The following is a 26,935-nucleotide window of genomic DNA, read 5'->3' as shown; positions in this document are numbered from 1 at the left end:
ATTGGGAAAATTGGCAATGAAAAGTATGTTGAACGGGCGACTTGCCTGGGTGTCCTTCAAGCGGGACTGGAAATCCGGTGAGCTCAAGCTGCTGTTTCTTGCGCTGATTATTGCCATTGTTGCCGTCAGCAGCGTGGGTTTTTTGTCAGACAGGGTGTCACGGGCCCTTGAGCGTGACACCGGGCAAATGCTGGCTGCAGACCTGTTGCTGGAGTCCGATGAGCCGGTTCAGCAAGCGTTGCTTGCGCGTGCCCAAAAAGACGGCTTGTCAGTGGCACAAACCTGGCAATTCCCCTCTATGGTGGCTGCGGCTGATAAAACCCGGTTGGCTTCTGTCAAGGCCGTGAGTGATGGCTATCCTTTGCGGGGTACCCTGAAACTGAAGGGGGGACATGAATCGCCCGTTGAAAGTGCACGCCAGGCACCTGAATCCGGAACCGTGTGGGCCGATGCACAATTACTGCTGCAACTCGACGTGTTACCCGGACAGACGGTGCAGCTGGGCAATAAAACGTTCAGGGTTGAAAAAATCATCGAGAGCGAACCTGACAAGGGCTTGCAGTTTGTGAACATTGCCCCAAGGCTTATGTTGAATGCCGCTGATTTGGCGTCAACCGGCCTGATTGCGCCAGGCAGCCGGATTAAATATGCGTTGCTGTTGGCGGGGGATGGCAATGCCGTGGCCAATTACCGCCAATGGCTGGAAACAGCGATTGCCAAGGGGCAGCAGATACGCGGAACAGAGTCCGTGCGGCCCGAGGTGCGGCAGTCCCTGGACAGGGCCCAGCAGTTTTTTGCCCTGGTAGCCCTGTTAACGGTCCTGATTGCCTGCGTAGCTATTGCCCTGGGTTCGCGGCGCTTTACCAAGCGGCATCAGGACGGGGTGGCCGTCATGAGAACGATTGGAGCAACAGGCAGTCAGGTAAGACAAATTCTGCTGCTTGAGTTTTTACTGGTAGCCGTATTTGCTTCCCTGACAGGCAGTGCCATTGGTTATTTGTTTCATTACTTCCTGCTTTACTTCCTGATGCCTCTGCTGCAAACCGAGTTGCCGGCAGCCTCCCTGTTGCCCGCCTTCCAGGCGGCTATTGTAGGGGTTTTCTTGCTAATCGGCTTTTCTGTGCCTCCGTTATTGCAGTTAAGCAGGGTGCCTCCGCTTAAAGTCATCCGCCAGGATTTGCAATTGCTGTCTGCGGGCAAAACAAGCGCTTACCTGCTGGGTGGCGTGGTGTTTCTGGCCCTGCTTTGGTGGTTTGCCAAAAGTTTCGTGCTGGCCCTGATCGTCGGGGCGGGTTTCTTGCTGGCTTTGGGGGCCTTTGCCTTGTTTTCATGGTGTCTGGTGTGGCTGGTGGCTGTGCTGCGCAAGCGCCTGATGCACAAGCCTGTCTTGCGTTTTGCGCTGGCCGGTATGGTTAGCCGCAAGCAAATGACGATTGTGCAGATATGTTCGCTGGCACTGGGGCTGATGATTATTCTGTTGCTTGGCCTGATCCGAACCGATTTGCTGGATGGCTGGCGCAACACTTTGCCCGATAATGCACCCAATCGTTTTTTGATTAATATTCAGGCTGACCAGCGCCAGCCTGTCCAGGCGTTTTTTGAACGCCAAGGATTACCAAGGCCTGAACTGGAGCCCATGGTGCGTGGACGACTGGTGCAAATCAATGGCAAGGAAATCTCACCGGCTGATTATTCAGAAGAAAGAACCCGCCGACTGGTGCAGCGCGAGTTCAACCTGTCTTATCTTGACGAGCTTCCACCCAGCAATACGATCAGCCAGGGAAAATGGCTGAACCCGGCAATGCCCGAGGTGTCTTTTGAGCTGGAGCTGGCCGAAACCCTGGGACTCAAACTGAATGACCGTCTGGCCTTTGATGTGGCCGGGCAGCTGGTCGAGGCCAAAATTACCAGCCTCAGAACGGTCAAGTGGGATTCAATGCAGGTCAATTTCTTTGCCATCATGTCTGCCCCATTGCTTGAGAACAAGCCCGCAACCTGGATTACCTCCTTTTATCTGCCCGATAACCTTCCCCTGTTTACCCAGGAACTGGTCAGCCAATTTCCCAATATTACGGTGTTTGATGTTTCCGGTATATTGGCCCAGCTCGAATCAGTGCTTTCACAAGTGAGTCTGGCGGTGCAACTGTTGTTTGTATTCACGTTTCTGGCTGGTGTGGTGGTTCTGGTCGCCGCCTTTTTATCTACGTACGATGAGCGAATTTATGAAGCGGCGGTATTGCGTTCGCTGGGGGCGACATCGGGGCAGCTGGATCAGGCGCAGCGCCTGGAGTTGTTGATCATTGGTTTATTTGCCGGCTTGTTGGCGGCCACGGCAGCTGTTTTGATTGCCGGCCTGCTGGCCTATCATGTTTTTGACTTTAGCATCAGCCTGAACTATTGGCCATGGCTGGTTGGGGTGCTCGTTGGGGTTGCGGCTTCATCATTAGGCGGTAAAATGGCCCTTAAAGGTGTTAAAACAACACCTCCTTTACAGGTTTTACGGAGTATGGATTAAATGATACGTGTGCAACCCATGGTTGAGCCACTGGATCGTACGGTCAGTTTTTATGATCAGATTGGTGGTGAGCAGGGTCTTAAAGAGCTGGTTGAGCGGTTTTATGACTTGATGGATCTTGAGTCCGATTTCAAAGAGCTGCGGGAAACGCATGGTGAGTCTCTGGACAATGCCCGGGAAAAACTGTTTTTGTTTCTGAGCGGTTATCTGGGCGGGCCTGACCGTTATATTTCACAGTTTGGTCATCCACGTCTTAAAGCCAGGCATATGCCTTTTTCCATTGGTTCGGTTGAGCGTGACCAGTGGGTGGTTTGTATGGGCAGGGCCATGATGGATCAAAATATTCCTGAACCCATCATGGATCGTATGTTGCAATCCTTTTTTGGCGTGGCAGACTGGATGAAAAACCGGGATGACTGATACGTTTGGGCAAGTCGTGCGGGTTAACGCTGGCAAAAGCGGGATGCTTTATGATTCCGCATTTGCCATTGAACCCGACATGCGCGTGTTTGACCCTGTTTTTTATGCAGACCGTGCCCGGCCGGTCAGTGCAGGGGGGCGCAATGCTGCCTGGTTTGTTCACGATCGTTGGGGAAGCGGGGTTTTACGCAAGTACCGCCGTGGCGGGCTGGTGGCCCGTATTAACAAGTCCCATTATGTCTGGAACGGGGCTGAAAATACCCGTTCATTTGCCGAGTTCAGGCTTTTGCAATCCATGCATGTACAGGGTTTGCCAGTACCAAAGGTGGTTGCCGCCAGCTATACACGTTCCTGGTGTTTTTACCAGGCGGCATTAATTACCGAAACGCTGCCCGGTACCCGGCCCCTGGCCAGTGTATTGAAAGACATGCCGGCTACCGCTGACCCAGGTGCATTGGCGAAGGCCTGCGCGAACAGCATTTATCTTATGCACAAGGCCAATGTATGGCATGCCGATTTAAACGCGTTCAATATTCTTGTGGATGGCAATAACAAAGCATGGCTGATTGACTTTGACAAGGGACGGCAACTTGTCATGACAGATTCATTATGTGAAGCTAACCTGAATCGTTTGAAACGTTCCCTTGAAAAAGTGTTGCAGCAACAAGGTTTGGCATTTTGGGAACACTTGCACCGGTTTTATATAAAAAACCAATAAAAAAAATCATTTTCTTTTCAAATGATTTATGATTCTCTTTTTTTTAAACTGTTTAGGAGTCGAGTGCGATATGAAAGTGCAATTCGTTCGTAAATTGGCCGTTGCTGCATTGTCCTTGTCTGTTTCGGGTGTTGCCCTGGCAGAAGAGGAAAAAGTGCTGAACGTTTACAACTGGGCCGAATATACGGCTCCTGACACGATCCCTGGTTTTGAAAAACAAACGGGAATCAAGGTTCGTTATGATACTTATGATACTAACGATATCCTGCAGGCAAAACTGTTAACCGGCAATTCGGGTTATGATGTGGTGGTGCCTTCAACCCACTATGCAGCACGTCAAATTCAAGGTGGCCTGTTCCAGAAACTGGATAAATCCAAAATACCGAATTGGAAAAACCTTGATCCGACCATTATGGATCTGGTAGCCCAGGTTGACCCGGGTAATGAATATCTGGTTCCATGGGGTTACGGCACCAATGGCCTGGGCTATAACGTGACCAAGGCCAAGGAAATTTTAGGTGAAAATGCCGATCTGGCCAATTGGGACAATCTGTTCAATCCCGAGATTGCACAAAAATTCCAGTCTTGCGGTATTTCCATCCTTGATGAAGCGGCCCAGGTGTTTCCGGCTGTTTTGCATTACATGGGCAAAGATCCTAATAGCGACAAACCCGAAGATTATCGTGCCGCCCTTGAGGTCCTGAAAAAAATCCGTCCTTATGTCCGTCAATTCAGCTCATCCGGATTTATCGATGAACTGGCTTCCGGTGACTTGTGCATGGTGTATGGTTTCTCGGGAGATGTCATGATTGCGGCCAGTCGTGCCAAAGAAGCCGGCAAGTCATTCAATATTGATTACTTCATACCGCAGGGTGGGGCGCCAGCATGGTTTGACACCATGGCCATTCCCAAAGATGCACCCCATCCTGAAAATGCCATGGCGTTTATCAATTACATAGAGACCCCCGAAGTACATGCCGCAATTACCAATGTCATGTTTTACCCCAATGCCAATAAAGAGGCCCGCAATTTCGTGAACCCGGATATTGCTTCAAACCCCATGATTTATCCTGGGGAAGAAGTGGCCAAAACCCTTTTTGTCATCAAGGCCCAACCCATGAATATTGCCCGTTTGCAAACGCGCTTGTGGGCTGAACTCAAATCAGGTAAATAATCATGTCAGAAGTGCGCCATCCTGCGCCGTTAGACAACATCGACGAGTTCGTCAAACTGGTTGATGTTGTCAAGATTTTTGGTGATACCGTTGCCGTCAAGTCGGTTAACCTGTCTGTGCGTCGTAATGAAATTTTTGCCTTGCTGGGCAGTTCCGGTTGTGGCAAATCTACCCTGTTAAGAATGCTTGCCGGGTTTGAACAGCCCACTTCAGGGCAAATCCTGCTTGATGGGGTGGATATTGCCGGTATTGCGCCATATAAGCGTCCTGTCAACATGATGTTTCAGTCCTATGCACTGTTTCCTCACATGACGGTTGAAGATAATGTGGCGTTTGGCCTGAAGCAGGAAGGCATTGCGCGCAATGAAATTCATGATCGGGTTTTTGCCGCGCTTGATCTGGTGCAAATGGCGGCTTATTCAAGACGCAAGCCCGGCCAGCTTTCAGGCGGGCAGCAGCAAAGGGTTGCTTTGGCCCGCAGTCTGGTCAAGCGGCCCAAACTCTTGTTGCTTGATGAACCCATGTCGGCACTGGACAAGCAAATCCGCCAGAAAACCCAGATCGAACTGGTTAAAATCCTTGATCAGGTAGGCGTAACCTGTATCATGGTTACCCATGATCAGGAAGAGGCCATGACGATGGCCAATCGTCTGGCCGTCATGACCGATGGGCAAATTGTACAATGTGGTACGCCACATGATGTGTACACCTTCCCCAACTCGCAATTTGTGGCCAGTTTTATTGGTTCAACCAATATCTTTACCGGTGAAATCGTGGTGGATGAACCCGATCATGTCCTGATTGAAAGCGACGAGCTGATGCGTCCCATGTACGTGAATCACGGTGTTAGCGAACCCTTGGGCATGGAGGTTTATGTTTCCATTCGCCCCGAACAGATTCGGGTGTTGCGTGATCAGCCCGAAGATGAAACCAATGTGGGGCATGGCATGGTGACTCACCTGGCCTGGATGGGCAGTTACGCCCTGTATCAGATTCGTCTGGATTCAGGAAAGGTTATTGAGGCCAGTGTGCCCAGTATCAAGCTTACCCAGGAAGATGCGCCAGGGGTTGATGACGAGGTTTATATCACCTGGGGACCCGACAGCGGCACGGTATTGCCATCATGAAGATCGCATCACTTAAAAGATTTTTTCCGTCACAAAATGTGCTTGCCATCTTGCCGCCTTACCTGTGGCTGGTGATTTGCCTGCTGGTGCCTTTTTTCATTGTCCTGAAGATCAGTTTTGCTGAATCCACATTTGGCATTCCACCGTATTCTTCATTAATAGAAATAAAGGAAGGGGTCATCAGGCTGGCTTTTCATCTGGAAGGCTATATTCTGTTGCTCACTGACAGTATTTTTGTGGGGGCTTATCTGAACTCCCTGCAAATGGCTGCCGTAACAACGATATGCTGTATTTTGATTGGCTACCCAATGGCTTATCATATTGCACGCTCATCTCCTAAAACGCGCAATTTGTTGATGCTGGCGGTTATCTTGCCATTCTGGACATCCCTGCTGTTGCGGGTTTATGCCTGGGTAGGTATTTTGCGCAATGAAGGTTTGCTCAACAATTTCCTGCTCTGGACAGGCGTGATTGATAAGCCGCTGGAAATTTATCGAACCGATATGGCCGTTTATATTGGTCTGGTCTATTCTTACCTGCCGTTTTTTATTCTGCCGCTGTATACCAACCTGATCAAACTCGACCAGCGATTGCTGGATGCCGCCTATGATTTGGGCGCCAAACCATGGCAGGCATTTCTGAAAATCACCTTGCCCCTATCCAAGCCCGGAGTCATTGCCGGTGCGATGCTGGTCTTCATTCCCTCGGTGGGAGAGTATGTGATTCCCGAACTGTTGGGGGGAACCAATACCTATATGATCGGGCGTGTCATGTGGGATCAGTATTTTACCGATGCAAACTGGCCGGTTGCCGCCGCAGTGGCTATTGCCATGATTTTGCTGTTGCTGGTGCCGCTGGCTGTTTTCCAGTACAACCAGTCCAAAGAAACCGAAGCCCAATGAGGAAGTCATGACTAAACAAAGTGTTTTCTTCAAATGGTTTTTTCTGGGCATCGGCTTCCTGTTTCTATACATTCCGATTCTTAGCCTGATTGTTTTTTCTTTCAATGATTCTGCGCTGGCCTCTTCCTGGTCGGGATTTTCCCTGCGATGGTATAAGAGTCTCTTCGAAGACCAGGCCTTGTTAAGCGCTGCCTGGCTGTCCCTGAAAATTGCTGTCCTGACGGCTACCGCTGCCGTGTTCATCGGCACCTGGGCTGGTTATGTGCTGGTGCGCAAAGGGCATTTCAAAGGGATAGGGCTTTATATTGGCATGCTCAATGCCCCCTTGGTGATTCCCGATGTGATTTTGGGAATTTCCCTGTTGCTCATGATTGTTGAAATAAGGAATATCACCGGGTTTCCGGCCAGTAACGGGATTTTCACGATTTGGCTGGGACATGTGACGCTTTGTGTTGCCTATGTGTCGGTGGTTATTGCTTCCCGGGTACGTGAACTTGACCGCTCTCTTGAAGAGGCGGCACTGGATTTGGGTGCCACACCCCTGAAGGTGTTTTTTTCCATCACCCTGCCACTCATTGCCCCGGCCCTGGTGGCCGCCTGGCTGCTGGCGTTTACACTGTCACTGGATGACGTGGTGATTGCCTCGTTCCTCAATGGGCCTGGTTTTACAACCTTGCCTATCGAAGTGTTTTCGCGTGTCAGACTGGGGATCAAGCCAGAGGTCAATGCCCTGGCCACTTTATTTATCGTACTGGTAGGCGTGTTCGTCATTATTGCCAATCGCCTTCAAACAGGAACCACTAAAAATGAAAACAGTATCGATTTACGGTCTTAAGAATTGCAGCACCTGCACGAAGGCCATCAAATGGTTGCAGGCCAATGATTATGATGTTGAGTTCATCGATTACCGCGCCAACCCCATTAATGCAGTCACGTTGCAACAATGGGCACCCTTGGTGGGTGGTTGGGAGAAGCTCATTAATCGTGCTTCCATGACCTGGCGTAATTTGCCTGCTGAAAGAAAAAACCCTGACTCGGATGAACAATGGCTGGGTATCGCCACCGAGTTTCCTTCAGCCATCAAGCGACCGATTGCCGTGACCCGGGATGGCCAGGTGTTTCTGGGTTTTTCCGAAAAAAATTATGCGCTGCAGTTTAAGTAAAGTAAAGGGTGAAGAAGATGTTAAGTCAGAATGAATTGAAACAGCAGGTAGCCAAGGCGGCGGTTGAATATATCCGTCCTTTCCTGGGTTCTGGTGTCGTGGTGGGTGTGGGTACCGGCTCAACAGCCGATTTGTTTATTGATCACCTGGCAGGTTTCAAGGATCACTTTATGGCCGCAGCAGCCAGTTCCGAGCGAAGTGCGCAGCGCCTGGCTGGCTTGGGCATTCGCGTGCTGGATCTCAATGAGGTGCAGGGCATGCCGGTTTATGTTGATGGTGCCGATGAAATCAATGCGCGCTTGCAAATGATCAAGGGTGGGGGCGGTGCCTTGACCCGGGAGAAAATTGTGGCTTCGGTGGCCGAACGGTTTGTTTGTATTGCCGATGAGTCCAAGGTAGTGGACAGGCTGGGTAAATTTGCCATTCCCCTTGAAGTCATTCCCATGGCGGTCAATGCCGTTGCCCGGAAAATGCGGACATTGGGGGGCAATCCTGTCTTGCGAGAGGGGTTTATTACCGATAATGGTAACCCTATTCTGGATGTAGCCGGTTTCAGTCTGGATGATGCCGCTGAAATGGAGGCAGTTATGAATAATGTACCGGGTGTTGTAACATGTGGTTTATTTGCCATTTCTCCTGCCAGCGTCGCATTGATTGCCACTCAGCAGGGAATCAGGACAATGAAGGTGTAGTGTCATATTCATGTCATTAAACCTTCTTAAAATCATTTAATTATTTTTAAACAGGTGCAGGTATGGTTGAACATACAAATAAACGTTTTGAGGCAGACCTCGAAGACATTCGTTCACGCTTTTTAAGAATGGGCGGATTGGTAGAGTCCATGATTGCCGATGGCATCGATGTTTTGACGACCGGCAATACCGTGGTAATGGAACGCATTTTTGAACGTGAAAGGGAAGTCAACCAGCTTGAGGTTGAGATTGACCATTCCATTACCCAGGTGATGGCACTTAACCAGCCAACCGCAGTCGACCTGCGCTTGCTGATGTCAGTCTCCAAGATGCTGACAGATATGGAGCGTTCCGGTGATGAGGCCGAGAAAATGGCCAAAATGGCGCGACGTCTTCATGAAAACAATCAACGTTATGAACCCGTGATTGAGTTGCGTCACATGGCCGCTAGCGTTATTTCCATGTTGAATCGCTCACTTGATGCCTTCGCCCGCAGAGATCCCATTCTGGCCGCCGAAGTGGTGCGCAGTGACAAACTGGTCGATAAAGAGTGGAAAGGTGTGTTGCGTGAATTGATCAGTTATATGATTGAGGATCCTCGTACCATTTCAGGCAGTATTGATCTGCTGTTTATTGCCCGTGCGCTTGAGCGTATTGGCGATCATGCGAAAAACATGGCAGAGCGCGTGATTTATCTGGTTCAGGGTGAAGATGTGCGCCACACAGGTGTCAAGAACGTTGAATTGCAGGCGCGTGGCGGTAAAGAAGCGGTAGAGGCTCTCAAGGAAGCCAAACTGGCAGAGGCAAGTGAGACGTCCGATGCCAGCAAGCAGTAAATCCTGCCTTTCCTGTACATAAAAAACAGCCTCATCAGAGGCTGTTTTTTATGCTGAAGCTTGTTGCCATTGATCAGTTTGATGGAGGAACGTAACCCTGGGCTTCAATGTTGGCATCTTCGAACAGATAGCTTTCCATTTGCTGTTGCAGATATTTGCGGGCACGTGCATCGGCCAGGTTAAGCCGGTTTTCATTCACAATACGGGTTTGGATTTCGGTCCATGCAATCCAGGCTTCCTTGGAAATGGATTGCCAGATTTTAACGCCCAGATCGCCTGGGTACGGTGGGTAGTCCAGGCCTTCAGCTTCTTTTTTAAGTTTTACACATTGAACAAGACGTGCCATTTTGCTACCTCATTAAAGTTTCTTGATAAAAATTAGACTGTTTCTGGATCGATTGTAATTCATTTGCTTTTCAGCGGGCAAATCATTGATGGTTCCTTGAACAAACCCGCGTTTGACAAACCAGTGAGAGGTTCGGGTGGTTAGCACGAACAGACGTTTGACACCTAGCGCACGCGCCTTGTTTTCTGCGTGTCTCAGCAGTATTTCACCTTCTCCACTACCTTGCCAGTCAGGGTTGACAATCAGGCAGGCCATTTCGGCCATTTTTGATTCAGGGTAAGGAATTAAGGAAACACAGCCATAAATAATGCCGTCGTGCTCAAGAACCGTGAATTTTTCCACGTCACGCTCAATCACGTTACGGCCTCGCGGCACCAGTGTGCCATCGGCTTCCAGGGGCTCAATCAGACTGACAATCGCACCAATATCGTCCACCGTGGCAGGACGCAGGTCATCCAGCGTGTCTTCCACTACCATGGTACCCACGCCATCGTGCGTGAAGTATTCAAGCAATATACTGCCATCCAGTTCGAAAGGAATCAAGTGTGCCCGCTTGACGCCACGCTTGACGGCATTGGAGGCATGTTGCAGGAAACAAGCCGTATCCTCATCAAGGTGCCCCTGTCGGATCAGGTTGTCGGCATCTTCACGGGCAATTTCCGTAATGACATTGTCCTGCAGATCTTTCAGAATGCTGTTTTGGGTCATGAAAATCAGCTTGTCTGCACTAAGCGCTATGGCAGTACTGGTAGCCAGCTCTTCCATGGCCAGATTAAAGGCTTCCCCGGTTGGGGAAAACCCAATGGGTGACATGAGCAACACAGCGCCATGAGAGATGATTTTTTTCATGGCATCCAGGTCAAACTTGCGAACCTTGCCCGAATGCTTGTAATCGATTCCGTCGATCACGCCAACCGGCTGGGCTGTCACAAAGTTGCCGGAAATGATATGGATATGTGCGTTGGACATGGGCGTATTGGGTAAGCCCTGGCTGAAGGCGGCTTCAATGTCCAGGCGGATTTCTCCGGCTGCTTCCTTGGCGCACTCCAGCGCTTCCGGGCTGGTGGGTTCAATGCCTCTTCCAAATTGGTAGCTAAAACCCTTAAGGCGCAATTGTTCATTGACCTGGGGGCGTGATCCATGCACTAATACAAGATGAACGCCCAGGGCTGTCAGCAACGACAAATCCTGAATCAATGCATTCAGGGCACCTGCCTGTACCAGATCACCGCCAAAACCCACCACAAATGTTTTTCCACGCAAGGTATGTACATATGGAGCCACTTCCCGAAACCATCGGACAAATTGTGCCGGGGCATATTCAGGTGCATCTAGGGCGGAATAGGTTTCGGGTTCGTTGGTGCTCATAGTGTTAAGTTACAATCCTGTGTGGCTAAAAATGAAAAAATGGCCCGACTTTGAGAATAAAAAGTCAAGGCAAAATTATAATGTCGGATAGACTTAAAGATAGATTATTTATGCATAAAAATGTTGTTTCGAATCACAGTGGCACAAAACAAATGTCAAATGAACCGGTGCCCATGCGATTGCCACCTCCTGTTTCTTATCCTGAAGACTTGCCTGTCAGTGCGAAAAGGGCGGAAATTGCCAAAGCGCTTCAGGCCCATCAGGTAATTATTGTATGCGGTGAAACCGGTTCGGGCAAAACAACCCAGTTACCAAAAATTTGTCTTGAGCTGGGGCGAGGCCTTAAAGGTATGATTGGCCATACCCAGCCACGCAGGCTGGCGGCCACTTCTGTGGCCAAACGCATTGCCCAGGAATTGAATACGCCGATTGGCGAGTGGGTGGGGTACCAGATTCGTTTTAGTGACAAAACAGGTCCCGGTGCCGCCATCAAGCTGATGACCGATGGCATTTTGCTGGCTGAGTCACAGCGTGACCCCCTGCTAAGGCGATACGATACGATTATTATCGATGAAGCGCATGAGCGCAGCCTGAATATTGACTTTCTGCTTGGGTTTTTAAAGCAGTTGTTGCCCCGTCGCAAAGACCTGAAGCTGATTATTACCTCTGCCACGATTGATGCGGATCGTTTTGCCACGCATTTTGCCGGCAAAAACGGGCAGAAAGCACCAGTGATTGAAGTCTCGGGGCGTTTGTATCCTGTCGAAGTGCGTTATCGTCCCATCCGCTTTTTTGATGATGAGGAAACCCCCGGCACGCAGTCTGAATCCAGTCGTCTGGCCCGGGATGAAGAAAAAGACCTGATTGATGGCATTGTGGATGCGGTGGACGAGTGTGCGCAACATGGTCCGGGTGATATATTGGTTTTTTTGCCAGGTGAAAGGGAAATCCGCGAGGCGGCCGAGTCCCTGCGCAAGCATCATCCGGCTGGCACGGTCGTGCTGCCTTTGTTTGCCCGCATGTCACAGGCTGACCAGGAACGTATTTTTCACCCGAGCACCAACCAGCGCAGGGTGATTTTGGCCACCAACGTGGCTGAAACCTCCTTAACGGTACCGGGTATCCGTTTTGTGATTGACAGTGGTCTGGCCCGGGTCAAGCGCTACTCCTGGCGCAACAAGGTCGAACAGTTGCAGATTGAGCCCGTCAGCCAGGCATCGGCCAACCAGCGGGCAGGGCGTTGTGGCCGTATCGGGCCAGGCGTTTGTATCCGCCTTTACACAGAGGATGATTTCAAGCTGCGAACGCCTTTTACCGATCCGGAAATCCTGCGATCATCCCTGGCTTCGGTGATTTTGCGCATGAAAGCCCTGCGGCTTGACGGGATTGAGCAATTCCCCTTTGTGGATAAACCAACAGGCAAAGCGATTGCCGATGGTTATCACCTTTTGCAGGAACTGGGAGCGATTGATGAGGCCAATACACTGACACCTGTTGGTCGCAGCCTGGCCAGTCTTCCGGTTGATCCGCGGCTTGCCCGCATGATTCTGGCTGCAAGGGAACATCAGTGTCTGGCAGAAATGCTGGTGATTGCCTCGGCACTGTCCATTCAGGATCCCAGAGAGCGTCCTTTCAACGCGAAAGAAGCCAGTGACCAGGCCCATGCCAAATTCAAGGATGACAAATCCGAGTTCATGTCTTACCTGAAGCTTTGGAACTGGTATAACGAAGCGGTAACGCATAAGGTTTCCCAAAGAAAGCTGGTTGAAAAGCTCAGGACCTCTTTCCTGTCCCCCTTGCGTTTGCGAGAATGGCACGATGTGCATACCCAGTTGCACAGCCTGGTTCGGGAGCAGGGGTGGCGGCTTAACCAAACCGATGCCACTTATGAGCAAGTTCACAAGGCATTACTAACCGGTCTGCTGGGCAACCTCGGCTTTAAAAGCGATGAAGCCCCGCATTTTCAGGGAGCCCGTGAAATTCGCTTTTTTATTCATCCGGGTTCGGCGCTGGTTAAAAAAGCGGGCAAGTGGATCATGGCCGCGGAATTGGTTGAAACCTCGCGGTTGTTTGCTCGATGCATTGCCAATATTGACCCTCGCTGGATAGAATCCATTGGCAGCCATTTACTGAAAAAACAATGGTCTGACCCGGCATGGAATGTAAAGCTGGGGCAAGTGCAAGCCAATGAAAGGGCCAGTTTGTACGGCTTGCAAATTTATCATGGGCGCAAGGTGCATTATGGTCGGATCGCCCCGGCAGAGTCACGTGAGATCTTTATTCGTGATGCCCTGGTGGCCGGTGAGATTGATTCAAAATTACCGTTTATTGTGCGCAACAACCGTTTGATACGTGAAATCGAAAAACTGGAGCACAAGTCGCGCAGGCCCGATATTCTGGTCGATGAAGGGCTGATTTTTGCTTTTTACAACAAGCTTATTCCCGAACATATATACCAGACAGCCACACTTGAAAGCTGGTATAAAGACTTGCCTGAAGCCAGCCAGCAAGCGCTGGTTTTGAACCGGGATGATTTGATGCGCCATGAGGCGACCGGCGTGACCACCGATGTATTCCCCAAAAAGCTGGTATGGGATGGCATTGATCTGGCCCTTGATTATCATTTTGAGCCGGGTTCACCGCGCGACGGGGTCACCATGACAATTCCCGTTTATGCCCTTAACCAGATTGACGGGACACGTTGCCAGTGGCTGGTGCCCGGCATGCTCAAGGAAAAGGTGCTTTTGTTGCTGAAGTCGTTGCCCCAAAAGCTGCGGCGTCACTGTGTGCCTTTACCCGATTATGCGGCGGGTTTTCATCAGCGCTGGTTTGAGCGTCTGGCCAACCCGGGCATGTCCTTGACAAGCGCTATTGCGCAAGATATTTGGGCAGAGTGCAAGGTTCGGGTAAAAGAGGAAGACTTCAAGCTTGAGTCCCTGCCGGTGCATTTGTTCATGAACTTTAAAGTCATTGATGAACATGGACGCATGTTGTCAGCCGGTCGCAACCTGAACCAGCTCAAGGCAGAGCATGGCATGCAGGCGCAAGAAACTTTCCAGCGCCTGGCCAGCAAAGACCGTGATGTTGCCCAGGTGCTGGCCAGTGAAAACATTACCGAATGGAGTTTTGGGCAATTGCCTGAATTGCTGGAAATCAAAAAGAAAAACCAGTCTTTCATCGGTTATCCGGCTTTGGTGGATAACGGCGAGTCCTGTGATTTGGATGTGTTTGATGATCTTGAAACGGCGCGTCAGAAACATCAGGCCGGATTGTTGCGGCTTTTTCGCATTGCACTGAAAGACCAGCTTAAATTCTTAAGCAAGAACATTACCGATTTGACCCGGATGAGCATGATTTACATGCCGTTAGGTTCACAGGAAGAGTTGCGTGACCAGATTGTGGACTGTGCCCTGATGCAGGCTTGTCTGGCCAGCCCTTTGCCTGAAGATGCCCGTGCTTTTGAACAAAGGAAACAGGATGCCAAAGGGCGTCTGGGCCTGTTAATCCAGGAAATTGCCCGTCTTGCAGGTACGATTCTGGCCGAATGGGCCAGCGTGCAGAAAAAGCTTCCGCCCATCAAATCGCACAAGCAGGCCTATGAGGATATGGTTGCCAATCTGGGTGTGTTGATGAGCAAGGACTTCCTGAAGAAAAATCCTTATGCGCAATTGGTGCATTACCCGCGCTATCTCAAGGCCAGTTCGGCAAGAATTGACAAATTGCGCAGTGATCCTGCGCGGGATGCCCGGATGATGGCTGAGATGGCACCATTGCTGGTTAATTATCAGCGCATGCGAAGCGCGCTCAAGGGAGCCCCTGATGAACGTCTTGACGACTTTCAGTGGTTGCTGCAAGAGCTGCGAGTCGCCCTTTTCGCCCAGGAACTCAGAACCCCCATGCCGGTATCGGTCAAGCGCTTGCAAAAGGCGTGGGAAACCATTATTCGTTGATACAATTCTGTTCATGACTTCAGAAAAAACTCCTCCACTATTTGTTCATTTGCGCGCCCACTCCGAGTTTTCGGTGGTGGACGGCATTGCCCGTCTTGATGACCTGATTGGCCAGGCCGTCAAATTCGGCCAGCCAGCCCTTGCGGTGACCGATTTATGTAATATTTTCGGTTTCGTCAAGCTTTACAAAGGTGCTCGTGGCAAGGGTATCAAGCCAATTGCCGGTAGCGATGTATGGTTGACCAACGAACAGGATCGCGAGAAACCATTTCGTTGCCTGCTGCTGGTTAAAAATCACCAGGGTTACAATAATCTGTGCGAGTTGCTTTCCAAAGCCTGGATCAGCAACCAATACAAGGGCCGGGCAGAAATCAAAAAAGAATGGCTTCGTGAAATGGGGGCGGGCCTGATCCTGCTTTCTGGCGGTCGTCAGGGGGATATTGGCCAGGCACTTGAGGTGGGCAATCAGGAGTTGGCCACTGCTTTGGCCAGGCAATGGGCGGAACTGTTTCCGGATGCTTTTTATATTGAGTTGCAGCGGGCCGGCTTCGAGGCCGATGAGGCTTATGTACAGGATGCGGTCAAGCTGGCTGCCGCGTGTCATTTGCCGGTCGTGGCCACGCATCCCATTCAGTTTCTGAAGAAAGAAGATTACCGGGTTCATGAGGCGCGTGTTTGTATTTCAGATGGTGAGTTGCTGGGTAATCCGAAGCGGGTCCGGCGTTTTACCGAAGCGCAATACATGCCCAGCTCTGAAGAGATGGTGCACAAGTTTCAGGATATACCAACGGCAATTGAAAACGCGGTTGAAATTGCCAAGCGGTGCAACCTGACCCTTGTGTTGGGCCAACCGCAATTGCCTGTCTTTCCAACGCCTGATGGCGTCACCCTGGATGATTATCTGATTCAGCTGGCCGAAGAAGGCCTGGCCAAGCGGATGGCGCTGTTATACCCTGATGAAGCGGAAAGGGAAAAACAGTATCCCACCTATCTTGAACGGCTTCAGTGGGAATGCAAAACAATTATCCAGATGGGCTTCCCGGGCTACTTCCTGATTGTTCAGGACTTTATCAACTGGGGTAAAAACAATGGTGTTCCCGTAGGGCCAGGCCGTGGTTCGGGCGCCGGATCCCTGGTGGCTTACTCATTGGGCATTACCGATCTTGACCCCATACGCTATGACTTGCTGTTCGAACGGTTTCTTAACCCCGAACGGGTGTCCATGCCCGACTTCGATATCGACTTCTGTCAGGATAACCGTGAAAAAGTCATCGAATACGTAAAAGATAAATATGGGCGCGATGCGGTTAGCCAGATTGCCACCTTTGGTACCCTGGGCGCCAAGGCGGTGGTGCGTGATGTGGGGCGCGTGCTTGAATTGCCGTATTCCCTGTGTGACGGCCTGTCCAAGCTCATTCCCTTCAACCCGGCCAATCCCTGGTCACTCGAGAAAACCTTGGCTGAGGAGCCCGAGTTCAGGCGTCGTTATGAAACCGATGAAGAAGTGAAGACGCTGGTCGATCTGGCCAAACCCCTTGAGGGCCTGACACGAAATATTGGCATGCACGCGGGCGGGGTGTTGATTGCACCGGGTAAACTAACCGATTTTTGCCCGCTTTATTGCCAGCCTGGTCATGACACCAGTGTGGTTTCGCAGTATGACAAGGGGGATGTTGAAGATGTCGGTCTGGTCAAGTTTGACTTTCTGGGCCTTCGCAACCTGACTATCCTGGATTGGGCTGTGCGTTATGTACGCCGTTTTAACGAAAACAAGCGCGATTTTGACGTAATGGCATTGCCGCTGGATGACCCTGAGGCTTACCGGATTCTTTGCGAGGGCAATACCACGGCGGTGTTCCAGCTCGAATCCCGTGGCATGAAAGAACTCCTGAAGAAACTGCTGCCCAATACGTTTGAGGATATTATTGCGATGCTGGCCCTGTATCGTCCGGGGCCGCTTGAATCAGGCATGGTGGATGACTTTGTCAACCGCAAGCATGGTCGGGCAACGGTGGATTACTTCCATCCCGATCTTGAATCCACCTTAAGCAGCACCTACGGCGTGATCGTGTACCAGGAACAGGTCATGCTAATCTCCCAGATTATTGGCGGTTACAGTCTGGGCGGTGCCGACTTGCTACGCCGTGCGATGGGCAAGAAAAAGCCTGAAGAAATGGCCAAGCACCGGGAACTGTTTGAAAAAGGTGCGATTGAAAAGGGCTATGACGGTGAACTGGCGGTAACGTTGTTTGACCTGATGGAAAAGTTTGCCGGCTATGGATTCAACAAAAGTCACTCGGCCGCCTATGCCCTGATTGCCTATCAGACCGCCTGGCTGAAGGCCTATCATCCGGCTGAATTCATTTCGGCCACGATTTCCTCGGATATGGATGATACCGACAAGGTGCAGATTTTCTGGCGTGATGCGGTTGATAACGGCCTGACCGTTTTGCCGCCTGACGTCAACCAGTCGGTTTTCCGCTTTGAACCGGTTGTTGATGAATATGCAAGAAGGGGAGAGCCCCCCAGAACCATTCGCTATGGCTTGGGTGCTGTTAAAGGTACTGGCCAGGGGGCGGTTGAAGAAATCCTGCGTGCCCGTGATGAAGGCGGCCCTTTTATTGATTTATATGACTTTTGCAAGCGGGTGGACCGGCATACCGTTAACCGGCGCACCATGGAGGCACTGATTCGTGCCGGTGCATTCGATACGATTGATGCCAGCCGCTCGGCGCTGCTGGCGGCACTGTCCCATGCGATTGATGCGGCAGACCAGGCCGAGAAAAGCGCCAACCAGGTATCGCTTTTCGGGGATGACTCCAGTTCGATTGTCCAGCTTGAAATGGGCAAAGTCAAGCCATGGTCCTTGCATACCCGGTTAATTGAAGAAAAAAATGCTCTGGGTTTTTTCTTTAGCCATCACCTGTTTGAGGTCTGGCGCGATGAAGTGCGTCGCTTTATTCCAGGGACCCTGGCCAAATTGCAAGAGTCGCGTGATTTGCAGTGGATTGCGGGCGTGCTGATTGGTATCCGCAGTTTTACCCTCAAGCAAGAAACCAAATCCGGAGAAAACCGGCTTTACTTTCTGCTGATAGATGACGGTACTGCCCAGATTGAAGTCCTGTGTCCATCTTCTGTTTATGAGATTCACCGGCACCGTCTCAAGACAGACCAGTTGCTGATTGCACAGGTCAAGATCAAGACCAATAAATTCACCGGTGTATTGCGCATATCGGTGGAGTCTCTCTACGACCTGCAACTGGCACGTGAAGAAAAAGCCAGGAGCCTGCAAATCAGCCTGAATAAGGAAGTCAGCGTAAAGTCGCTCAAAGCCTTGCTGAATCCTTACCGGGCCGAGCCTGAAAACGGTGTGCCTGGTGTGCGGGTTCAATTAAATCTGCAGTCCCCCAGGGGTTTTCGCTGTGAAGTGATCCTGGGCGAAGAATGGCGGGTACGCATGGCTGATACGCTTTTTGAAAAAATTGAAGCCACCAAACAATATGCTGAATATGAGGTCATTTACGAATGAGTCATCAACAATCACTGACGGATCAGCCGTTAAGAATCCTTCATTCCGAGGCGGCAGTCTCTTTTGGTGGGCAGGAACACCGCATTCTCAAGGAAATGCTGGCCATGCGTGAACGGGGTCACCATCTTGAATTGGCTTGCCGCCCCGAGGCTCAGTTGGTGGAACGCATGCGGGCCTTGGGCTTTACCGTGCATACCGTGCCAATGGGGGGGCTGGGCAATTTTGTCAGGGGTGTGCTTAAGTTCAGGAAAATCCTGAAGCAGGGCAAGTTTGACGTGCTCAATACCCATAGCCGGAAAGATACCCTGATTGCGGCATTGGGCGCCAGGCTGGCCGGAACACCACTGATTGTACGAACCCGGCACCTGGCGGCACCTATCGGTTCGTTGCTGTCATACAGTTGGTTGCCGCACCGTATTTCCACGGTTAGCAATCATGTGAGAAACATGGTTTTGGAAAAAGGGGTGCCCGAGCATAAGGTAAGAACAATTTATTCGCCTGTCGCTACCCCCGAGCCTGTCGAACAATCTACCTTGCGTCAGGAGTTAAGTCTGTCAAATAGTGCGGTTGTCGTGATTTGTGTTGCCGTCATGCGCCAGAAAAAAGGCCATGTTTTTCTGATTGACACCATGCTGCCTTTGTTTGAAAAATATCCCGATTTGCATCTGGTGCTGGTGGGGGCGGGATCGCCCACGTATGAACAGGTGGTGGCTTTTATCAAGGAGAAAAAAGTGGCAAGCCGGGTTCATTTGATGGGGTATCGAAAGGATGTGCCCAATTTATTGGCTGGCAGTGATATTTTTGCCTTGGCCACAGAGCAAGAGGCCTCAGGTACGGTTTATGTTGAAGCCCAAATGAGTGGTTTGCCGGTTATAGGGACCGATGTCGGCGGTGTTGCCGAAATGTTCAAGGATGGTGAAACCGGCATTCTGGTCCCCGGCAAAGACCGTGAGGCCCTTGGAAATGCCCTGGAGCGCCTGATTGCCGATCCGGTGTTAAGACAGAAAATGAGCGCGGCAGCCCATCAGTGGCTTTATGATGAAGGCGGGTTCTCTACTGAAAAGCTGGCCCTTGATACGGAAACGGCTTATCGTATTTGGCTGGCCGAACGAAGTGGCAAGACAGGCAGTTATACCCAGCCACGCAGCCAGTAAACAATTAACCCCAGATATTCCTTGATAATTGATCGGCTGGCATGAAGCGCTCTGGCATTGGGCAGCAAAAGAATGAAATCGGGATCATCGGGAATGGTGATTTGGGGAGGATTGGGGGCCGGGGTCACTGCCAGATTGTATCTGTCAAAGACGGCCATTGATCTGGGGGTATGAAGGGCGGAAGTGACCAGAATAATTGATTTGATCTTGTTACGAATTAATTCATTGGCTGTAAATTCGGCATTTTCATAAGTGGTTTTGCTGTTGTTTTCAAGCATGATGGCGGATTTTGGCACGCCTTTTCCTGCCAGCTTCGCCGCCATGCCTTTGGCTTCGCTAACCTCTCCGGCAAGCGCGCCGCCAGATACAATAATTTTAGGTGCTTTGTTGGCGTGATACAGTTCACTGGCCGTATCAACCCGTGAATGGGTTGATGGATTGTCACTAAGTTCCTGGAACCAGTTTTCCCGGTTGTTGGCTGTGTTACCGCCCAGGACAACAATTGCCTGCGCAGGGGGAATCGAGTCAATACTTCGATGCGGGTAACGGTTTTCCAGTATTCCCCCTAAAATCAGTGAGGTAATGGGCAAAGACCAGAGCAAGAGCCAGGACAGTCCGCCAAAGCACAGGAAGACACCCGTTTTCCTTCGTTTCAGTAAAATCAGCACCGCACCGGAAATAACCAGGAAAACGCATAAATTCAGCGGAATAATAAGTGAAATGAGATAGCTTTTCATGCTTTGTTCAAGAGGGGGTAAGGATGGACGTGCTCAGCTTGATGACAGCGTCAAGTTCAGGCCAGTGACCCATGCTGCCACATATATGCGCGGTTGTAGACCAGGGTCCGGTGCGTTTCGGGTCGGTAACGCCAATCAGGGTGATTTGAGGTGTTCTGGTTAATGAGGCAAGATGAGAAACACCCGAGTCGTTGCAGACAACCAGGGCGGCCTTGCTGATGAGGGCAACAAACACCCCCAGGCCAACGGCAGGCAGGCACAGGGCATCAGGGGCATTCCTGAAAGCGGCTTCCCGTTCATTGGGGGGCGGACACATGACAACCGTATATCCCAGTGCCTGCAAATTTCGGGTATATGCCGAAAATTTTGGCCAAACCTTGTCTTTGCCTTTGTGTTTGCCTGTTGCGGTAGGGGCAATCAGAATGAATTTCCTGTCATTCAGTCGATGTTCTTGTAGCAGGATATCTGCTTTTTTCGTATCACCGTCATCCAGCGGCAAAACAAGCGTTGTTTCAGGGTTGGCGGCAGACTTGAAATGCCATTTATGCAAGGCGCAATGAGTCAGGTGGTACCATGACTCAACCGCATGCAGGCTTTTGGGCGGTTTGTCAAAAGGCCACTTTAATAGAAGAGAGCGGCCATCGTCTTTGTAACCGGCCGAAGAAAGTCCTGCCAGCCTGAACGTCAAGGCGCTGGTTAGCGAATCGGGTAATAAAAGTCCCACCGATTTACCTTTTACCGGATTGTTTTTTTTATGTGACTTGATAATTTCCCTGTCTTTATTCCAGTGTCCGCTCAGGCTCAGGAACTGTATGCCCACAATGCCCTTAAGCAGGCTTTCAGCCCATGGTTTTGCACAGACAATCACTTCACAGCCGGTATTCAGGACGGCATACAGACTTGGCAGGCTCATGCAGACATCGCCAATCCAGTTTGGCAGCCGCAAATAAATTCTAGATATATTTTTCATTTGATGGATTTTATCCTGATTGCCATAAAACATAAACTTTTCTGCATGTTTATGTTGAAACCGTTAAAATCCCAAACTTGACAGGTTAACAAGAGAGTATTCCTTGAGTTTATTCGAGCAAAAGCATCGGGAAGGTACCCATGCGGTAAATCCGGAACTATGGAGAAAAATTTACAAGCGGGTGGGCGTGTACTGGAAAGCACTTGCTGTTGCCATGGTGTTCGTGGCCTTTGGGGCGGCTACACAGCCAGCGATGGCTTATATTATGAAACCTTTGCTGGATGAGGGTTTTACGGGAGCTAAATCGTATTTTATATGGTTAATGCCGCTTGCCATTGTGAGCCTTTTTCTGGTGCGTGGAATTTGCAACTTTCTTAGCAGTTACCTGCTGGCCTGGATCGCCAACAATGTATTGCTTGGGATGCGATCCGATATGTACAAGCGCTTGCTGACTTTGCCAGATCGCGAATTCCAGAAGGGTGACACCGGGCGATTGATGAACCGTTTTACGATTGATGCCGGTGATGTAACTGATTATGCAACAGAAGTTTTTACCATTATTGTGCGAGAGGCCTTTGTGGTGCTTGCCCTGCTGGGGATGCTGCTGTACTTGTCCTGGCAGCTTAGTCTGATCATTTTTCTGATTCTCCCTTTGTCCATTATGGTGGCTCGCTACTTCACCAAGCGCCTGCGCCGTATTAATCGGCAAACAATTAATATGAATGCCCAGTTGACCCACGTGGTGAAAGAGGGTATTGAAGGCCAGCGGGTGGTCAAGCTCTTTGATGGTTATGAATACGAGCAGTCCCGTTTTTCAGTGGTGAATGCGGCCCTAAGGAAGTTTGCCATGAGAAAGGCTTCAGCCGATGCCGCCATGACGCCCCTGACGCAGTTATGCATTTCGTTTGCGGTTGCCGCCGTTATTGCAACCGCTTTATATCAGGGTAATGCGGGCACCTTGACGGTTGGCGCTTTTGTGGCATTTGTTACTGCCTTGGCACAAATTTTTGATCCAATCAAACGATTGACCAATGTGGCTTCCAAAGCGCAAAAAATGCTCATTGCCGCCGAAAGTGTCTTCTCGCTGATTGACGGTTCCCAGGAAAAAGATCAGGGCAAGCATGAGTTGAAAATCAATAATGATGCCGTGATTGAATTCAAGGATGTTTGTTTTCGTTTTCCGGAAGCTGAACGTGATACGCTGTCCAATATTTCATTAACGGTTAAATCGGGTGAAACGATTGCTTTTGTGGGGCGCTCTGGAAGCGGTAAAACCACGCTGGCCAATATGATTCCCCGGTTTATCGAGCCCAGTGCGGGTTGCATCACTATAAACGGTTACGATATTGCTGAAGTCACCCTGAAAAGCTTACGGAACAATTTATCGCTGGTCAGCCAGAATGTGGTGCTTTTTGATGGTTCAATTGCGCAAAACGTGGCGTACGGTTCGTATCGTAATGCCACCGAGTCACAAATAACAGAGGCTCTCAAGGCAGCCAATCTGCTGGAGTTCGTCAAGTCTTTGCCTAATGGTTTGCAAACCGATATTGGTGAAAATGGTGCATGGCTTTCGGGCGGACAGCGACAACGCCTGGCCATTGCCAGGGCATTAATCAAAAATGCCCCTATTCTTATCCTTGATGAAGCCACTTCTGCCCTGGATAACGAGTCTGAGCGTCAGGTGCAGGCTTCGCTTGACCTGCTCATGGAGGGGCGGACAACTTTTGTCATTGCACACCGTTTATCAACGGTACAAAATGCCAATTGCATTGTTGTGCTTGACCATGGGCGGATTGTCGAGTCGGGCACTCATGATGAGCTCTTGAGAAAAGGCGGTTTGTACGCCACGTTATATCAGATGCAGTTTCGTGAAGATTAATTGAAAATCATTGTTTTATACTTTCACGCGTTACACGCAACTAATTTATATTTTATTTACGGTAGATAAATGACAGAAAAAGCACAGCATGAAATTTCTTCATGGGGTTACGAACACCCCTCGGTAAAGGGCCCTAACGCCTTAATGTTTTTTACCTGGGACTTGTCCAAAACCATCGAAAATGCTTTCAAGAATGCAACAGAAGATACGCTGGACTATTACCTTGCGCAAGCGCAAAAGTCCATAGACGACCTTTTGCAAAAATATATTGATATAGAGGCGGATCCTGAAACCTTTGAGGGCCAGAGCATTATTTTGCGCCTGGAACAAAATGAAGACTCAAAAACGCCGTTGATTGCGTTGCAAACTTCCCCGCACCTTGAAGACAGGATCATCAAGATGCAATCCCGGGTCAGGCCCGGGCATGGTTAAGCAGCCTACATTAATACAATGTCATACATTTCCTGCGTGTAGGTATTGTCAACCTCAAGGGTAATGGGTTTGCCAATAAAATCACCCAGCGTGGCCAAATAATGACTTTCTTCTTCAAGAAACAGGTCAATAATGCTTTGTGAGGCAATTAAACGAAACTCTTTGGGGTTGAATTGTTTGGCCTCGCGCAGGATTTCCCGCAAAATGTTATAGCAAACGGTTCTTGCCGTTTGCACCGAACCCTTGGCCTGGCAGGTTGGGCAGGGTTCACATAGCTGGTGTGCCAACGAGTCCCGGGTGCGTTTTCGGGTCATTTCAACCAGCCCCAGCTGGGAAAAACCGTTAAGCGTTGTTTTGGTGCGGTCTTTATCAAGCGCTTTCTGCAGCTCGGCCAAAATGGCATCCTGGTGTTCTTTATTGTCCATATCGATGAAGTCGATAATGATTATGCCACCCAGGTTACGCAGGCGAAGCTGGCGGGCAATGGCTACCGCAGCTTCAAGGTTGGTTTTGAAAATGGTGTCGTTAAAATTTCGCCCACCAATAAACCCACCGGTGTTCACGTCTATGCTGGTCAGTGCTTCGGTCTGGTCTATGATCAGGTAGCCGCCAGACTTCAGGTTAACGCGTCGTGAAAGGGCATTGTTGATTTCCTCGTCGACATAGGCGGTTTCAAATAATGGACGTTCACCGGCATAATGTTTTATTTTCCCTATGATTGACGGTGTGTAAATTGATGCCCACTCAAGCAGGGCCTGGGTAGTGCTGCGCGAATCAATCTCGATGGATCTGGTCTCGGGAGTCACCATATCACGCAATACCCGCTGGGCCAGCGTCAAGTCCTCATAAAGAAGGGCGGGTGCCGATTGCTTCTGGACGGCCTCTTTAATCATGGACCAACGCAGGTTCAGGTATTCCTGGTCTTTCTTTATTTCATCATCGGTGGCACCTTCGGCCTGGGTGCGTACAATAAAACCGCCTTTTTCATTGGGGTTCATCAAAGAGATAACCCGTTCTTTCAGGCTGTTTCGTTCCTCTTCCGATTCAATTTTCTGGGAAATGCCAATATGCTGTTCATGGGGCAGGTATACCAGCATGCGTCCGGCAATGCTGATCTGGTTGGACAGGCGTGCGCCTTTGGTGCCCAAAGGGTCTTTAATAACCTGCACCAATAAAGATTGACCTTCAAACAGTAATTTTTCTATTTGCGTGTAGGCGATACCGGTATTTCGTAAAGAGCGGTTTTCGCGCAGGTCGGCAATATGAATAAATGCGGCTTTATCCAGCCCAATATCAATAAAGGCACTTTGCATTCCTGGTAATACGCGTACAACCTTGCCCAAATAAATATTACCAACTTTACCTCTTTGGCTGGTGCGTTCTATATGTATTTCCTGGGCAGCTCCCAGTTCGATTAATGCGACGCGTGTTTCAAAGGGCGTGACGTTGATTAATATTTGTTCGCTCATGTTTGTTTTCTCTTGGTCTGGCGTATTATTTGGAGGACGTATATTCTATATGAGCTTATCATGAGAACATGCCAAAGTTGAAGTATGTTAAAAACTAACATTCAGAATACGGTGTAACCCATAAAGAAAGGATTTTGCGGTGAGTGACTCACAAGATTCAAGTTATATTTCCAATCATATTCGCAAACGTATCGAACTGGCTGGTGCACGCTATCATGCCAATGACAATATTTCGGCCTATATTAATCCCGGTGAGCTGGATCTGTTGCAGCAGGAAGTCCAGGAAAAATTAAAAGAGGTGCTTAAAAGCCTGGTCATAGATACAGAAAGAGACCACAACACCAATGAAACGGCGAAGCGGGTTGCTAAAATGTTTATCAAGGAAGTGTTTGCAGGCCGTTATCAGACCATGCCCGACACCACTGAATTTCCCAACGTGGAAAAATTAAGTGAGTTGATTATTGTTGGGCCTATTCAGGTTCGTAGTGCTTGTTCTCATCACCTGTGTCCTATTATGGGAAAAGTGTGGGTGGGTATCATGCCTAATGAAAAATCAAATTTAATTGGCTTATCCAAATATGCCCGCCTTATTTCCTGGGTAATGGAGCGCCCGCAGATCCAGGAGGAAGCCATTACACAAATTGCCGATTTACTGGTCAAGAAAATGAATCCTGATGGCCTGGCAGTTGTCATGGAAGCTGATCATTTCTGCATGCAATGGCGTGGCGTCAAAGATATGGGATCAAAAATGATTAATAGTGTCATGCGTGGTTCATTTTTAAAAGACTCAGACCTGAGAAAAGAGTTTTTGTCATTGATGAACGGTAACCGTAGAAATTAATCACATCAAGTTCATTTGTGAATGGGCTTATTAAGGAAAAGAAAGAAAAGGGCAGCAGTTGTTTTAACTGTTTGTCCTTTTTTATTGCTCAATGGTGTTTTNCGGCGGTGAGAAAACGTAAACCTGGTTGTGGTGTAAAAAAACGACAAACAGTTATTTTTGATATTTTCATTTAAATCAATGGGGTAGGCTTTTGTGTGGTTTTTCGGTGGATGAAAAATGGCGAAAAGCTTGCGGAAATTGAAAACGTCATGCTATAGTTCATTCTTTCGCAGCAACAGCACTAGGGTTTACCCCAAAACGCCAGGCGGTGAAAAACGAAACGAAGTTCAGGTGTTAACGATTTGGTCTAATCTGGGCGGCGTGAAGAAGGTTGTCTGGCGGATTGGTTTTAACGATTCGCCGGGTGGTTTAAAAAGAACGGTTTTAAAAATTCTTTAAAAAAGTTCTTGACAAACAAAACCACATGCTTCATAATCTCGTTTCTCTGCTGCTGACACAGCAACGCAGTCAAGTCAGTCTGATGTAATAAACCTTCGGGTTTGGGTCGGGTTGAGCTGAATGCGACAAGACCTAGTGTAAAGCAGGTTTATGTCAGCCTCATGACCGTTGGGTCATGTTGTATGCTCTTTAACAATATAACAGCCGATAAGTGTGGGCGCTTGGAATGTAAGAGGCCACACCAGCAATGCTGGTGATGCTAAATTTATACT

22 protein-coding genes are annotated in these 26,935 nt (G+C 49.7%); 17 read left to right on the top strand and 5 right to left on the bottom strand.

Annotated elements, in window-relative coordinates; genetic code table 11:
* Positions 1–16 precede the first annotated feature (16 nt).
* The 10 genes from IE074_RS03260 (at position 17) to phoU (ending at position 9,547) form a co-directional block, all read left to right on the top strand.
* Positions 17–2,515 carry an ABC transporter permease gene (locus tag IE074_RS03260; RefSeq protein ID WP_189384023.1) on the top strand — a complete coding sequence of 833 codons (2,499 nt, stop codon included), beginning with the start codon at positions 17–19 and terminating at the stop codon, positions 2,513–2,515.
* Positions 2,516–2,935, top strand: coding sequence for a group II truncated hemoglobin (locus tag IE074_RS03255; RefSeq protein WP_189384022.1), 420 nt, complete (start codon positions 2,516–2,518; stop codon positions 2,933–2,935).
* Positions 2,928–3,653: a 3-deoxy-D-manno-octulosonic acid kinase gene (locus IE074_RS03250; protein ID WP_189384021.1), complete on the top strand. Its 726-nt coding sequence runs from the start codon at positions 2,928–2,930 to the stop codon at positions 3,651–3,653. The genes IE074_RS03255 and IE074_RS03250 overlap by 8 nt, the downstream gene beginning before the upstream one ends.
* 70 nt (positions 3,654–3,723) lie before the next feature.
* Positions 3,724–4,827 (top strand): polyamine ABC transporter substrate-binding protein, encoded by a 1,104-nt coding sequence (locus IE074_RS03245; RefSeq protein ID WP_189384020.1) that lies wholly within the window; start codon positions 3,724–3,726, stop codon positions 4,825–4,827.
* Positions 4,828–4,829: 2 nt separating this feature from the next.
* On the top strand, positions 4,830–5,954 hold the full coding sequence (locus IE074_RS03240) for an ABC transporter ATP-binding protein (protein ID WP_189384019.1): 1,125 nt from the start codon (positions 4,830–4,832) through the stop codon (positions 5,952–5,954).
* On the top strand, positions 5,951–6,856 hold the full coding sequence (locus IE074_RS03235) for an ABC transporter permease subunit (RefSeq protein ID WP_189384018.1): 906 nt from the start codon (positions 5,951–5,953) through the stop codon (positions 6,854–6,856). Before IE074_RS03240 ends, IE074_RS03235 begins: the two co-directional genes overlap by 4 nt.
* Before the next feature lie 7 nt (positions 6,857–6,863).
* Entirely contained in the window at positions 6,864–7,691 is an 828-nt protein-coding gene (locus IE074_RS03230; RefSeq protein ID WP_189384017.1) for an ABC transporter permease subunit, read from the top strand.
* The gene (locus IE074_RS03225) at positions 7,663–8,019 is read left to right on the top strand and encodes a Spx/MgsR family RNA polymerase-binding regulatory protein (protein ID WP_189384016.1); all 357 of its coding nucleotides are present in this window, start codon (positions 7,663–7,665) and stop codon (positions 8,017–8,019) included. The genes IE074_RS03230 and IE074_RS03225 overlap by 29 nt, the downstream gene beginning before the upstream one ends.
* A gap of 17 nt (positions 8,020–8,036) precedes the next feature.
* Complete coding sequence (gene rpiA / locus IE074_RS03220) at positions 8,037–8,711, top strand: ribose-5-phosphate isomerase RpiA (protein ID WP_189384015.1); 675 nt, start codon at positions 8,037–8,039, stop codon at positions 8,709–8,711.
* A gap of 62 nt (positions 8,712–8,773) precedes the next feature.
* Positions 8,774–9,547: a phosphate signaling complex protein PhoU gene (phoU, locus tag IE074_RS03215; protein ID WP_189384014.1), complete on the top strand. Its 774-nt coding sequence runs from the start codon at positions 8,774–8,776 to the stop codon at positions 9,545–9,547.
* Positions 9,548–9,620: 73 nt separating this feature from the next.
* On the opposite strand, the gene IE074_RS03210 is transcribed toward phoU, so the two are convergent.
* Both IE074_RS03210 and argA read right to left on the bottom strand, forming a co-directional pair.
* Positions 9,621–9,893, bottom strand: a complete 273-nt coding sequence (locus IE074_RS03210) for an oxidative damage protection protein (RefSeq protein WP_169295026.1) — start codon at positions 9,891–9,893, stop codon at positions 9,621–9,623.
* Positions 9,894–9,905: 12 nt separating this feature from the next.
* Entirely contained in the window at positions 9,906–11,261 is a 1,356-nt protein-coding gene (gene argA, locus IE074_RS03205; RefSeq protein WP_189384013.1) for an amino-acid N-acetyltransferase, read from the bottom strand.
* A 152-nt stretch (positions 11,262–11,413) separates the two neighbouring features.
* Between argA and hrpA the strand changes: the two genes are divergently transcribed.
* Genes hrpA through IE074_RS03190 form a run of 3 tightly spaced genes read left to right on the top strand, consistent with a single transcriptional unit; the run spans position 11,414 to position 19,894 of the window.
* Entirely contained in the window at positions 11,414–15,211 is a 3,798-nt protein-coding gene (gene hrpA / locus IE074_RS03200; RefSeq protein ID WP_189384012.1) for an ATP-dependent RNA helicase HrpA, read from the top strand.
* 13 nt (positions 15,212–15,224) lie between these two features.
* Positions 15,225–18,740, top strand: coding sequence for a DNA polymerase III subunit alpha (gene dnaE / locus IE074_RS03195; RefSeq protein ID WP_189384011.1), 3,516 nt, complete (start codon positions 15,225–15,227; stop codon positions 18,738–18,740).
* Positions 18,737–19,894 (top strand): glycosyltransferase family 4 protein, encoded by a 1,158-nt coding sequence (locus tag IE074_RS03190; protein WP_189384010.1) that lies wholly within the window; start codon positions 18,737–18,739, stop codon positions 19,892–19,894. Before dnaE ends, IE074_RS03190 begins: the two co-directional genes overlap by 4 nt.
* Here the strand turns inward: IE074_RS03190 and IE074_RS03185 are convergent.
* The gene (locus IE074_RS03185) at positions 19,870–20,631 is read right to left on the bottom strand and encodes a YdcF family protein (protein WP_189384009.1); all 762 of its coding nucleotides are present in this window, start codon (positions 20,629–20,631) and stop codon (positions 19,870–19,872) included. The two genes, IE074_RS03190 and IE074_RS03185, sit on opposite strands and share 25 nt — an antisense overlap.
* A gap of 7 nt (positions 20,632–20,638) precedes the next feature.
* Positions 20,639–21,601 (bottom strand): glycosyltransferase family 9 protein, encoded by a 963-nt coding sequence (locus IE074_RS03180; RefSeq protein ID WP_189384008.1) that lies wholly within the window; start codon positions 21,599–21,601, stop codon positions 20,639–20,641.
* A 103-nt stretch (positions 21,602–21,704) separates the two neighbouring features.
* On the opposite strand from IE074_RS03180, the gene msbA reads away from it, so the two are divergent.
* A complete protein-coding gene (gene msbA / locus IE074_RS03175) occupies positions 21,705–23,480 on the top strand; it encodes a lipid A export permease/ATP-binding protein MsbA (protein ID WP_189384007.1) in 1,776 nt (591 codons plus the stop codon).
* Between the two features lie 69 nt (positions 23,481–23,549).
* The gene (locus IE074_RS03170; RefSeq protein ID WP_189384006.1) at positions 23,550–23,912 is read left to right on the top strand and encodes a hypothetical protein; all 363 of its coding nucleotides are present in this window, start codon (positions 23,550–23,552) and stop codon (positions 23,910–23,912) included.
* Between the two features lie 5 nt (positions 23,913–23,917).
* Here IE074_RS03170 and rng read toward each other — a convergent pair whose 3' ends face one another.
* Positions 23,918–25,381 (bottom strand): ribonuclease G, encoded by a 1,464-nt coding sequence (rng, locus tag IE074_RS03165; RefSeq protein ID WP_189384005.1) that lies wholly within the window; start codon positions 25,379–25,381, stop codon positions 23,918–23,920.
* Positions 25,382–25,520: 139 nt separating this feature from the next.
* Here rng and folE point away from each other — a divergent pair, with 139 nt between their 5' ends.
* Positions 25,521–26,222 (top strand): GTP cyclohydrolase I, encoded by a 702-nt coding sequence (gene folE, locus IE074_RS03160; RefSeq protein WP_189384004.1) that lies wholly within the window; start codon positions 25,521–25,523, stop codon positions 26,220–26,222.
* A gap of 219 nt (positions 26,223–26,441) precedes the next feature.
* Positions 26,442–26,663 carry a hypothetical protein gene (locus IE074_RS03155; RefSeq protein WP_189384003.1) on the top strand — a complete coding sequence of 74 codons (222 nt, stop codon included), beginning with the start codon at positions 26,442–26,444 and terminating at the stop codon, positions 26,661–26,663.
* The last annotated feature ends 272 nt before the right edge of the window (positions 26,664–26,935 follow it).

It is taken from the genome of Advenella faeciporci (assembly GCF_014652395.1).
In the GTDB taxonomy this organism is placed as follows: Bacteria; Pseudomonadota; Gammaproteobacteria; order Burkholderiales; family Burkholderiaceae_B; genus Advenella; species Advenella faeciporci.
This window is presented reverse-complemented; position numbering and strand designations above follow the sequence as displayed.

What these genes read in the sequence shown, in the direction of transcription:
- argA (WP_189384013.1), bottom strand. Translation starts at nt 11,261, where the DNA reads ATGAGCACCAACGAACCCGAAACCTATTCCGCCCTAGATGCACCTGAA.
- IE074_RS03255 (WP_189384022.1), top strand. Translation starts at nt 2,516, where the DNA reads ATGATACGTGTGCAACCCATGGTTGAGCCACTGGATCGTACGGTCAGT.
- IE074_RS03225 (WP_189384016.1), top strand. Translation starts at nt 7,663, where the DNA reads ATGAAAACAGTATCGATTTACGGTCTTAAGAATTGCAGCACCTGCACG.
- IE074_RS03250 (WP_189384021.1), top strand. Translation starts at nt 2,928, where the DNA reads ATGACTGATACGTTTGGGCAAGTCGTGCGGGTTAACGCTGGCAAAAGC.
- IE074_RS03170 (WP_189384006.1), top strand. Translation starts at nt 23,550, where the DNA reads ATGACAGAAAAAGCACAGCATGAAATTTCTTCATGGGGTTACGAACAC.
- IE074_RS03245 (WP_189384020.1), top strand. Translation starts at nt 3,724, where the DNA reads ATGAAAGTGCAATTCGTTCGTAAATTGGCCGTTGCTGCATTGTCCTTG.
- IE074_RS03230 (WP_189384017.1), top strand. Translation starts at nt 6,864, where the DNA reads ATGACTAAACAAAGTGTTTTCTTCAAATGGTTTTTTCTGGGCATCGGC.
- hrpA (WP_189384012.1), top strand. Translation starts at nt 11,414, where the DNA reads ATGTCAAATGAACCGGTGCCCATGCGATTGCCACCTCCTGTTTCTTAT.
- IE074_RS03210 (WP_169295026.1), bottom strand. Translation starts at nt 9,893, where the DNA reads ATGGCACGTCTTGTTCAATGTGTAAAACTTAAAAAAGAAGCTGAAGGC.
- IE074_RS03190 (WP_189384010.1), top strand. Translation starts at nt 18,737, where the DNA reads ATGAGTCATCAACAATCACTGACGGATCAGCCGTTAAGAATCCTTCAT.
- IE074_RS03180 (WP_189384008.1), bottom strand. Translation starts at nt 21,601, where the DNA reads ATGAAAAATATATCTAGAATTTATTTGCGGCTGCCAAACTGGATTGGC.
- IE074_RS03240 (WP_189384019.1), top strand. Translation starts at nt 4,830, where the DNA reads ATGTCAGAAGTGCGCCATCCTGCGCCGTTAGACAACATCGACGAGTTC.
- rpiA (WP_189384015.1), top strand. Translation starts at nt 8,037, where the DNA reads ATGTTAAGTCAGAATGAATTGAAACAGCAGGTAGCCAAGGCGGCGGTT.
- IE074_RS03260 (WP_189384023.1), top strand. Translation starts at nt 17, where the DNA reads ATGAAAAGTATGTTGAACGGGCGACTTGCCTGGGTGTCCTTCAAGCGG.
- phoU (WP_189384014.1), top strand. Translation starts at nt 8,774, where the DNA reads ATGGTTGAACATACAAATAAACGTTTTGAGGCAGACCTCGAAGACATT.
- rng (WP_189384005.1), bottom strand. Translation starts at nt 25,381, where the DNA reads ATGAGCGAACAAATATTAATCAACGTCACGCCCTTTGAAACACGCGTC.
- IE074_RS03235 (WP_189384018.1), top strand. Translation starts at nt 5,951, where the DNA reads ATGAAGATCGCATCACTTAAAAGATTTTTTCCGTCACAAAATGTGCTT.
- IE074_RS03185 (WP_189384009.1), bottom strand. Translation starts at nt 20,631, where the DNA reads ATGAAAAGCTATCTCATTTCACTTATTATTCCGCTGAATTTATGCGTT.
- IE074_RS03155 (WP_189384003.1), top strand. Translation starts at nt 26,442, where the DNA reads ATGGCGAAAAGCTTGCGGAAATTGAAAACGTCATGCTATAGTTCATTC.
- dnaE (WP_189384011.1), top strand. Translation starts at nt 15,225, where the DNA reads ATGACTTCAGAAAAAACTCCTCCACTATTTGTTCATTTGCGCGCCCAC.